The following is an 11,269-nucleotide window of genomic DNA, read 5'->3' on the forward strand; positions in this document are numbered from 1 at the left end:
GTCGCGCTTGCCCTGAGAAGGTATCGCGGTCCGACGAAAACGCGGAAACGCCGAACGTCGCCATCGGCAACGGCACGGTCGGCTGATAGCTCGCGAACGCCTTGAATGTCTGTCGCATACCACACTGCGGTTGCGTCACAATGGGATCGGCTGCGCCGAGCCGGACGACGGAGGTTGTGCCATGGGAGGCTGCTCCAGCCGGTCGGCGCAAGCCAGCGTGACGACTTGGCCAATGCCGGCCAGGGCGATCGTTGCGGCGATCGCCTTCAGGAGTTGATCCGTCCGCTGCCATGGTGGCCAACAGGCGCAGGTTGCCTATCCGGTCAGTGCATGTACTCGACCATGCGATCGTGGAAACACTCGCATTTGTTGAGCGTGTCTTCGTCCTTGTAGTTCGTCTTGAGATAGCCGTAAGCCATGCCGCAGGCGACCTTGGCTTCCGAGGCCCAGACGAAAACCGGCCGGGACGAATTGATCCATTCCGAGCTGTTGGCGACGGCGACCGACTCGTCCATCAGCTTCACCACCTGATCCCTGAGATCGACGATGTTGTCGTTCAGCACCAGGTTGGAGGTGCCGACGACACCGCAATAATCGCCCGTGGGTCCTTCGATGATGTCGGCGGCATTGAGGCCCGTCGACAAGATCGACAGCAGACCGGCCCCAAAAGCCACCCGCAAGATTCTGTTCATGTTGCTCACCCCGTTTCCTTTTGCCCTTAGGCCACGTCCTGCTTGGTACCATGGCTGTCGTCATAGAGTATTTTGACTGCTTCGGCCGCACTGTGGAACGTATAGTTCTCCAGCACCGCCACCGTGTGATAGTTGTCGCCGCCGCCATTGGTGTCGACCTTGACCTCGGCGTTCGCCGCGTTGGCCGAGGACTGCGCGATCTCCACGAAGCCGCCGGCTTCGAGATCGGTGACGCCGGCCAGGCCCTTCAGCAATGCCGTAAGATCGATCTGGTCGCCCTTGGCCCCGTCATGGAAGTCGGCGATCAGGTCGGTCACCTCGAGAGAGCCGATGGCGAAGGTCTTCGTGCCGTCGGAGGCGACGGTTGGCTGTGCGGGGGCACCGAGCGAGGTGTCGAGTTCGACCTCGACATAGTTGCCGGTGGTGCCGTCGGCCATCTGGAACGTGCCGTTGCCTGTCACGGTCTGCCCGTCGATTTCGCCCACGGCGGGGCTGGCCGCCGTGCTGATCGAGACGATACCGTTATCCGCGAGGTGCGACAATTCCCCGGCATCGCTGGCGCCGTTGGTATTGGCGTCCTTCCAGATCAGCAGGCTGTCGAAGGCGGCGTCATTGTGATCGATGACGCCGTCATGATTGCCGTCGAGCGAGGCGAGTGCCGCCGCCCCGCTGGCGAACTTGCCGCCGCCGAAGCTCGGCGTGAACAGCTCGGTGCCGTCGTCGATCTTGCCGTCATGGTTGAGATCCACCGCCAGCATGCCGTCATTCGAGGTGTTCCAGGCGACCTGGTCCTTCGCCCCATCGCCACTGATGTCAAACTGGACGCCGTGGCTGAGGTCGGAGAAGGTGAAGCCGTTGTGGTTCAGATCGAGGACAATGGGGTCGGTAGCGCTGTTGTAGACAACGAAGTCGGAGGCCTGCAGGCCTGCCATCTGCGCAGCGGTAACACCATTCAACGTCGCTACAAGAACTCGGCTCCCAGTGGTGCTCCAGTCTGTGTCATGCCAAATCTGTCCGACGCCGAGGGTCGAATTGAAAACAGCCATATAGGTGTTTGTAGCAGCGGCAGTTGCGGCAGCGATTTGAGCTGATGTCTGGCCGGTCGAAGAGGTAATCAGCACCAGCTGATTGTCGTCGGTAGTATCGATAGCACCGATGCTCGATCGGGCGGTAAAATTGCCATCACTGTTGGTAAGGGGTTGTCCCGCCGCTGTTCCTGAGATGCCGAAGTTGACAGCACCGGCTCCTGTGCCTTCGAGGAAGCCAATCTTGTCGATTCCGGCTTGGAAGTCGGTAATGGTATCTGTTCCTGTGTTCGTCGCTAGTCGGAACTGATCCGCCCCGCCATCGCCTGTAAGGGTGTCATTACCGCCACGTGCGTTGATGGTATCTGCGCCTGCACCACCGACGATCGTATCGATGCCCGAAGAGCCGATGATCTTGAAGCCCTCTGTCTGGTTGGACAGGTTGAGGGTTGCCGCTGCTGCTAGTGTCACATTCTCGATATTGACAAGCTGAGCGTCGCTCGAACTGGTGAAGTTCGCGTTGACACTCAAGGTATCCGTCCCGCCGCCGCCGTTGATCAACAGATCGACCTGATCCGCGATGATCGTGTCACCGGCAGAGCCGCCGAGGATGACGTCGCTGCCGCCTGCACCGTCCAGCGTGCTCGCACTATCGTTGCCAACGACGATGTCCCTGCCGCTGGTTCCCGATACGGTGCCATCTGTGTCCTGCTGGTAGGTGACTGTACCCGTATCGGTCAGCGATCCATCGCTCACTGTATAGGTAAAGGTCCCACCGGCGTTGTTGTTGTCGTTTATATTGATCTGGCCAGAGTTGTGATTGAGAGTCGTGAATCCGTTCTGTGCAGATGCGCCGGTGATGCTAAGCATGTTCCCATCTGGATCGGATGCAAACGCCAGGAAGGCAGCGTCCGCCACGGCGAATGCTCCCCCACCGTAGTTTGACACCACTGTCAAATCAGCTGCCACGGGCGCATGGTTCAGAGGAGCGATGCTGATCGTCGCCGTGTCGCTGGCGCTGAGATCTCCGCCGCCAGTGTTGCCGTTGTCATGCACGGTGAGTGTCAGTGTGGCTGTCGAAGATGGCGTGACCACATTGTCGACATAGGTGATCGTTCCGGCTGAGCCAGCACCTGTGTCCACACCGCCGAGCAGATTGTTGATTTGCGTCACAGTACCGGTGATCGTCAACGTCGAACCACTGCCCGAGACCGTCGCGCCGCTGTTGCCAGCCAACCCCGACAGCGTGCCCTCGGTGACCGACAGGGTCACCGTCATCGAACCGCTGCCGGCGTCGACGTCGGCGATAGACAATCCCGTGCCCGAAAGGGTGAGGCTCGTCTGCGCGGTGGCCGCGTAGGTTGTCGAGTCCATCGTCGCCGTCGGTGCATCGTTCACCGCCGTTACCGTGATCGTGGCCGTCGCCGGGGTGCTGTCCTGCAAGCCGTCGTTGTCAAAGGCGGCATACTGGAACGTAGCCTGCCCATTGTAGTTGGCGGTAGGGACGAAGTGGATCATCGACGTACCCGCCGGCACGGACCCGCCGAGCGCGATCGCCTGGGTATGCGCGGCGTCAAGATAGAGCGTGCCGTTGGTTGGCAGGCTGGTGATCTTGAAAGAAGTCACGGTTCCGTCGCCGTCGGAGCCCGTCAGCGTGATCGCAACATCCAATGCGTCCTCCGCGCCGCTGGCTGAAACAGCGTTTGTTTCCGGATGCACCGGGACGACCACATTAACCGTCAAGCTCGAGCTCGCCTTGTCGCCGTCGCCATCCACCAATGTGTAGTTAAGGCTCTCGGTCGTATTCGAGGCGACATTGGTCGGGCTGGTATAGGTCCATGCGCCGGTGTCGAAATGGAATGAGAAATGTCCACCAATTGCCGTGGCAATGCCCGTCACCGTCGTCTGACCGGTGATTGTGCCGGTGATCGCACCGGCCTCTGTGATTTGCGAGCCCGCCCCCGTCGCACCGTTCCAAGTGTAGGTCGTACCATTGACCGTGATCGAATAGACATGCCCGCCATCGGCGCCGAAATGGTCGTTGCCGAGGAGATTGCCGTTTACCTCACCAGGTAACGAAGCCGACAGCGTGGCCGACAATATGGTCGGATCCTTGACGATTTGCGTGCTGTCTTGGTTACGCTGCGCGACTTCGTCAAGGAAGCTCGTATTATTGATATCGCTGAAGCCGACGGCATAGACGTGATTGACCGCGGGATAGTCCGGGTCGTTCCCGCTGTCGTTGAGGAAGTTGGTCCATGCCGTCTGCTGCGCCGAGGTCAGGTGAGTGCCGCCAGTCGGGTCACCGTCGGTCAGGAAGTACAGATTGGTCTGGTCCGCCGCGGGATGGCTAAGATTGGCGTAACCATTGCCCGTCGTGCCGCTGACCAGACTCACGGCGCTCGCGTAGTTGGTGCCGGCCGAGGTCGAGTTGATCGCCGCAATGGCCGAAGCCGCCGCTGCCGGATCCGAATACTGCCCGATGAAGCTCCCGCTGATTCCGAAGGTATAAACCGTGATCTGCGTGAACGTGACGTCGTTGCTCGCGAGGAAATCCGCCACGGCCGACTTCATCAGCGCGAGGCGCGTTTGCCCCGTGCCCGGGACGGTATCGTTCATGCTCTGCGAGAAGTCGAGCACAAGGATCGCGTTCATGGTCGGCTTGGTGCCAGCCACGGCCGTCGCGGTATCCGCTGCGACAGTCGGCATATCGTCGTCGATCTTGATGCCGACCGTGCCGTTGGCGTGGTCGCCGTTGGAGTCGGTGATGGTGTAGCTAAGCGAAAGATTGATGTCGTTCTCGTCGCCGCCCTGCGGGTGATCGACCTCCTGCAGCAGCGTGAAGTTATAGGTCGCCGCTGTCTCGTCGACCTCGATCTTGAAGGCGGCGTGGCTGGCTGCGGCCGTCGCGCCAGACGTGTCGGTCGTGCCGTACAAGGTGTGTGAGGCGGTGTCGTAGTAATAGTGGAGCGCGACGCCGTCATGCTTCACTGTGAAAGCGCCGTCCATGACGGTGTCGCCATTGGCAACGTCGAAGCTGAGCGAGCCATGCCCGTCCGGCCCATAGCTGCCAAGCGACATGTTCGCAGGGTTCGAAGTCGTATCGTCGCCCGTGCTATTGGTGTTGTGGACGCCCGCGGCAAGATCGTCTTCGTCGACCACGATGCTCGACGAGGTGGCGGTCGGCTGACCGGTGCTGTCGAGCCCGACGGTCAGCGTCGCGGTCGAGGTGTCGCCGTCGCCGTCCTTCAGCGTGTAGGTGAACACGTCGCTGCCGGCCAGGCCGGAGACACGGGTATAGGCGTAGCTGCCGTCCTCCTGCAGAGCCAGCGTGCCGAATTGGCCGCTGACGACGAAGCCGCCGCCAGCCACATCGGTGTCCGATCCACCAGAGCCAGTGACGCCGCTGATCTTGGCGCCGTCGGCACCCAGGGTGTCGATACCGGTGCCGTGCAGACCTTCGTTGGTGCCGGCGCCGTCTATCACATTGCCGAGGATCGAGCTGCCTATGATGCCAGTGCCGAAGGAATCGGTGTCATTGTGGGCCGTTGGGCCATCATCGCGTATCGCGATGTCGAGCGAAGAGGTGGTGCTGCTGCCGTCGGTGTCTGTAACGACAACACCGTAGTTCGCAAACACCTGATCCTGGAGGCCACGGTCACCGGGCGTCGCATCCGCCGTTGTATTCGGATGGGTGACATTGTCGAGCAAGGTGAACTTGTAGGTCACCGTGCCGCCGGTCGCGTCTCCGACAAAGCTTGTCACCTGGAGCAATCCGTAGGCCGGGCCGCCCAAGATGGTCACCGGCGCTCCGGGCGAGGCGGCCTGTAACTCCGCCAAGGTCAGCGCCGTGGTCCCGATCGTCAGCGTGACCAGGCCGTCGGGCGATGTGAAACCGAAGGCGCCGGTGTTGCTTTCCGACGGATCGACATTGGTAGCCGGATTGTTGTCGTTTTCGCCAGATCCCGCAGGTTCGCCGCTACGGATATCCAGGCCCTTTTCATCGACGAACGTATCCCCGCCCGAAGCTTGCAGCGTCAGACCGGTAAGCGTCGTCAAGTAGTTGACGTCGACAGTGGTCGAGCCCGCCGTGACCAGATGCTCGTATTCGCTGCCCCCCGACTGCACCGACGCGATCGAATTGGAAATATTCGCCTGGTTGGTGATCTGGGCGTCCGTGTAGGTGTGGGTCACGGATCCTGTCGTAGCGCCGGTGGCGACTGTCACTGTCTCGCCATTGGCCAGCGTGAAGGTCAGTGGTGCGGTCGGTGCGACCGAACCAGGAGTACCGGTCAGCGTCACCGTGTAGAGGATCGAGCCGCCATTTTCCGAGACCGGGATTGTTGAGGACGTGAGCGTCGCCGTCACCGTGTTGGTAGTGTCGGTGACCTGCGCCGTCGCCGTTGCGGCGCCGACCACGAGATGCTCGAAATTGCCACCGCTGGTGTTGATGATGGTCGCGGTCCGGCTCGACGCGTCGAGATAGACGTCCTCGTCATTGCCTGAGGCAATCGTCAGCGTGCCGGTGGTCTGGCCGTTCGCGATCGTGATGTCGCCCTGGTTGGTTGTGATCGTGGTCACGCCCTGGGAGGCGTTCGACAGTGTTGCCGTGAAGACGTAGTTGGCCACCGCTCCTTCCGACACCGTCGAGGCGCTAAGGTTGACCGTCGTGTCGTTGGTGGTGTCGTTGATCGCAAAGCCGAAGTTGGCGGTCGACGTGTCGCCGTCGCCATCCTTTACGGTGAAGGTGCCGGTTGCGGTGCCTCCAGTAAGATAGACGTCGTCGCCTTGCGCGGTGAATGTGTAGCTGCCATTCGCCATGACCGCCATCGTGCCGTGCTCGAAGACGATTGGCTGCGAGTAGCCATCGGCGCCGAACACCAGGGTCTTGCCGTTGATCTGCGTCACCGTGGCACCATCGGCGCCGGCGACGAAGTCCAGCACGCCGGTGACCGTTGTGCCCTCGGCGACGTTTTGCGAGGCACTCACACTCGCCGTCGGCGTGTCGTCGTCGACATCGATCGACAGCGTGCCGGTGGCCGTGTCGTGGTCGCCGTCCGTGACGGTGTAGTTGACCCCGAACTGCAGATTGTTCTCGTCGTCGCCGGCAGGGTGCTCGATCGCATGAAGCTGCGTGACCGTGTAGGCGCCGGATGTGGTGTCGGCCAGATGCACCTTCAGCACATCGACGACGACGTTGTTCTGCATCTGGCTGATGATCAGGTCGGTTCCCGAGTTCGAGGTCACCGAGAACCCGCCCGCAACCGGCAGCGTTGCGCCGGTGAGCAGCGTCGTACCGGCGCCGTCGGCGCCGTAGGTGTGACCGAGCGTACCGGATGTGTGGGCGGTGTCGGGATCGACATCGCCGGTGCCATCGGGATTGCCGCCCAGCGCGTCGTCATCGAGCTGGACCTGTGCATTCATCGCTGCCGCCGGCACGTCGTCCGCGACATTGACCGTAAAGCTCTGGGTGACGGAGTCGCCGTCGCCGTCGACGGCCTTGATGGTGAAGCCGAGCGGCAGCGAGGCGTCGCTGCCGCCGGTGTGGTCGTGGTCAAGCGGCTGCCAGAGGGTGAAGACAAAGGTCGGCGTGCCCACGCCGTTCAGGGTCACCATGAAGACGGGATTGGATACGGTGTCGCCTTGCTTGAAGGCGACGAGTTCCTCATCGACGCCATTGGCGGCAAGACGGACTGTGTACTCCAGCGAAACGCCGCCCGAGGTCAGCTCTTCGGGCGCCATGAGAGTGTTGCCGGGACCGCGCGCGAATTCGAGGTGGCTCGATCCCTTGTCGTCCGCATTCCAGTCGATATTGAGATTGCCTGATGTCGGCTGTACCAGGGGCAGCAGGCTCTCCGACACATTGCCCGTACCCGCAGGGCTGGTGACGACCGGAATGTCGTCGGTGACATGCACGGTGAAGGCGGACGACGTGCTGTCGCCATCCGAATCCGTCGCGTTGAAGCCGAAGGACAGGGCCTTGTCGTTGTGGTCGGCTCCAGCCGGATGGTCGATATTGTCTTGCAGGTTGAACGAATAGTTGCCGTTAGTCTGATCGTTGATCGACACGGTGAAGATGGTGCGGATGACCGAGTTGTGCGTGGCGGTCGCCGTCAGCACGGCGTCGTTGCTGGACAGAGTGTAGGTGATGGCATCGCCATTGGACGTCAGGCCGGCCTGGACACCCGTCAGCAACGGGCTGAAGGCGACTGAGCGGTCATGCGTGCCGGTATCGGGATTGGCGTTGTCGGCTCCCCACGAGATTCCCAGCGAGCCGGTCGCGGAGGCCGCGTTGAATGCGTTTGTGGAACCCGCTGCGGTGCTTTCCGCCACGGTGGTCTCCGCCGCAACGATCACTGGCCTGTCATTTTCGACCACAATGTTCAACGTGCCGGCCAGGTTGACGCTGTCGCCGTCGAAGTCGGTCGCCTTGAAGAGCGAGCCGATGTCGATCGCCATCGTTCCGCTGTCGCCGGAATTGAGGCTATGGTCGAGGTGATCGAGCAGCGTCAGCGTAAAGGTGCCGTTGTTGTTGTCCGCAATCGTGAATACGGTGCGACCGTCCGCCGCGACACCATCGACGGCATCGACACCCACAACGAAATGAACCGCCGATCCCCCCGACGACACGCCCGCCTGAGTTCCATTCTTTTCGACGTTGAAGGAGAAAGTCGCGTCGTCATCAGCGCCGATCGAAAGCAGTGGGACGAAGGCCGATGCCCCAAACGTAACCGAGGTTGGCTGGCTGCCGCCTTCCGAATTTCCGCTCGACAGGCCGGTCAGTGTGTCTTCGTAGACGGTCGGAAGATTGGCGCTGCCGTTCAGCGCTACCGGAATGTCGTCCTCGATGCCAATGGTGAAGACGCCGCCGCTGGTGGTGGTGGTCGACGTATAGAGGAAATTTTCGGCGCGGATCTTGTCGCCGCTGTCGAGATCGAAGCGGATCACCAGATGGTCGAACGTGCCCGCCGGGTCGATCGTGACGACTGAGCCGTTGGCCGGCACAGTCATCGTTCCTGTCTGGAAACCGGAGCTCCCGGAAACCGGCACGCCGGCGCCATTGTAGGCTTCCCAGGAAATTGTGCCCGAACCGTTGCCGTTGATGGTGAAGCTCACCGCGTCGGTGCCGGGCCGCGAGAAGATGAAGCCCTCATTGTCATGGATATGATTGTCGCCGATGCCGACGCCCTGACCCGAAACGTTGAAGGAATCGCTCCCGGCGCCATTGTTGAAATCGTGAGCCAAGGCTCCATTGAACGTTAGTCCGTCGAACGTAACGCCGCCCACGGTATAGGTGCCGTAATGGCCGGAATGCAGGCTCATGCCTGTTGTGGCTGTCGTGGTCGTCGTCTCGCCGGTGATCGCGATCGTGTCGCCGTCGGCGTCGGTGAACTGGAGCGCATGTGTGAAGTCGAGCACCAGCTTCTGGTTGTCATCGTTGGCGGGGGAGTTCGGCAGGTGGTCGATCTGGTCCAGCAAGGTGAAGGTGTAGGTGCCGTTCGGCTGGACATCGAGGGTGAAGACTTTGCGGTCGCCCGCATCGAGGCCGGGTGTTCCGCTCTCGACATAGCCGGTCAGCACCGTGCCGTCGACGTGGTAGACGATCGCCTCGCCCTTCGATGTCGCCGCCGGCAAGCCAGCGGGGTTCTGGATCAGCGAGAAGGAACCGGGTTCGTCCGCCCCGGCGGAGACCAGCGAGCTCAGCGAACCGGTCGCGACCGTGCCGAGGCCATCTCCGTCGGGATTGCCGACGGAATGACCATTCGAGTTCGCCAGCAAAAGCGCGTCCTCGCCGACATTGCCGGAGACGGTGGCGCTGGTCTGCACCGGAATGTCGTCGAGGACCTGGATCAGGAAGGTCCCGGCGCCAAGGGGGATGGAGTCGCCGTCACCGTCGGTCGCGACGATATACGAGGAAAGATCGATCGGGCTCGTCAGCTGGTTTTCACCATTGTCTCCGGCCTTGCCGTCCAGCGCCGGATGATCGATCTGATCCTTGAGCGTGAAGACGTAGGAGCCGTTGGCCCCCACGGTCAGCTGGAAGATCTCGCGGTCGCCGGCCGAGAAGCCGGCGCCGTTTCCTGCCTCGGCATAACCATGCAAGGTGCTCCCATCGGATACGATGAGCACATGCGCGCCCTGCGACGTAAGGCCGGAATCCGCCGGCACGGCCGTCGAGGCAAGATGAAAGGCCTGGGCGCCCGGGCCGTCGGCGCCGAAGTCGACGAGCGCGGTCAGCGCGCCGGCAGCGCCCGTGACGGTCGCGGAAAGGCCGATCGCTCCCGTCTCACCCGGCCTGCCGGCATCTGGGTTGTGCCCGGCAAGCCCGTCTTCGTCGACATTCGCCGTGATCGAGGCGGTTCCGACGGCCTTCGGCCCGTCATCCTCGAAGACGATGGTCTGGGAGATGTCGGCGCTTTGTGTGACGTGGTCGCCGTCGCCATCGGTCGCCGTCACGGTGACCGAGACCGAGCCGGCGCCGAGCGCGATGCCCTCGTCGTTGCTGTGGGTGTCGGGATGCTGGAGCGAGACGTATTGCGCAACCGCGACCTGGCCGGTGGCGGCATCGACATGCAGGGCGAAGGCGACCTTGTCGGTGGCGGTGATGCCGTTGTTGTTGGGGTCATAGACGCCGATGATGTGGCCGTTGCCGTCGTTGAACAGCGAGATTGCGTGGCCATCGGTGGTCTTCAGGCCGGAATCCACGCCCGTATTGCTGGCAAGGGTGAGCGCATAGACGAGCGAGGCTTTCGCTGCCGGTCCGTCGGCGCCGAACAGCGCCGTGGCGTTCACGACGCCGCCGCTGCCTTGCGCATATTGGTGCAGCGGCATGTCGGGATCGGTCCCGGCATTGACGCCGATAAACAGGTCCTTGACGGCCTGATTAGTGGTGTCGTCGGAATCGGCATCGACACCTGCGGTCTCGTCGATAACGATGATGTCGCCCACCTTGATGTTGGCAAGGAAGGTGCCGGTATTGTCGCCCTTTTCGCCGATTTCACGGAACGTCAGTGAGTTGTCGCCGGCCGTCGCCGTGACGTCGATGGCGATGGTCTGCATGACGCCCGACGTGGGATCATAGGTTCCGACCGAGACGCCGTTCCACAGCACTTCGAGCTTGGCGCTGTGTGGGAGGCTGGTGTCGTTGGCGGCGCCGATCTCGAAGGAGATGCGGTATTCGCCGGCGCTGAGCAGCATGGTCTGCGAGATCTGGATGTTGCCGGGGCTGGCCTCGAGGTCGACCATAACGCTGTTGGTCGGGCTGTCTGCACCGCGATAGCCGTCACCGACCTTCTGCAATTCGATGCTGCTGGCGCCCTCGTAAGGCGAGGCCGTGACGGTCCAGGCGCCGGCGGGACCGGTCGTGGTGCCGCTGCCCGCACCCCAGGCGTCGCCATTGGGGACGAAGCCGTCCAGGAACAGGCCGTTCAAGGCACCGTTCGGCTGCGAGATGGTCAGGCTCGGACCATCGTCGTCGAAGCTGATCTGGCCCGAGACATCGGCGCTGGCGCTGGCGGTGTCGCCGTCGCCATCCGTGACGGTCACGCTCAC

The 11,269-nt window shown here is 62.3% G+C and carries 2 protein-coding genes; both read right to left on the reverse strand.

The genetic code is table 11. The features are described from left to right. Window positions 1-323: 323 nt before the first annotated feature. Window positions 324-692, reverse strand: coding sequence for a hypothetical protein (locus FJ940_RS13070; RefSeq protein WP_140498145.1), 369 nt, complete (start codon window positions 690-692; stop codon window positions 324-326). 26 nt (window positions 693-718) lie between these two features. Beyond that, a complete protein-coding gene (locus FJ940_RS13075) occupies window positions 719-11,263 on the reverse strand; it encodes a DUF5801 repeats-in-toxin domain-containing protein (protein ID WP_210243512.1) in 10,545 nt (3,514 codons plus the stop codon). Window positions 11,264-11,269: the final 6 nt, after the last annotated feature.

Origin of the sequence: Mesorhizobium sp. B2-3-7 (assembly GCF_006442695.1) — a bacterium.
GTDB lineage: Bacteria > Pseudomonadota > Alphaproteobacteria > Rhizobiales > Rhizobiaceae > Mesorhizobium.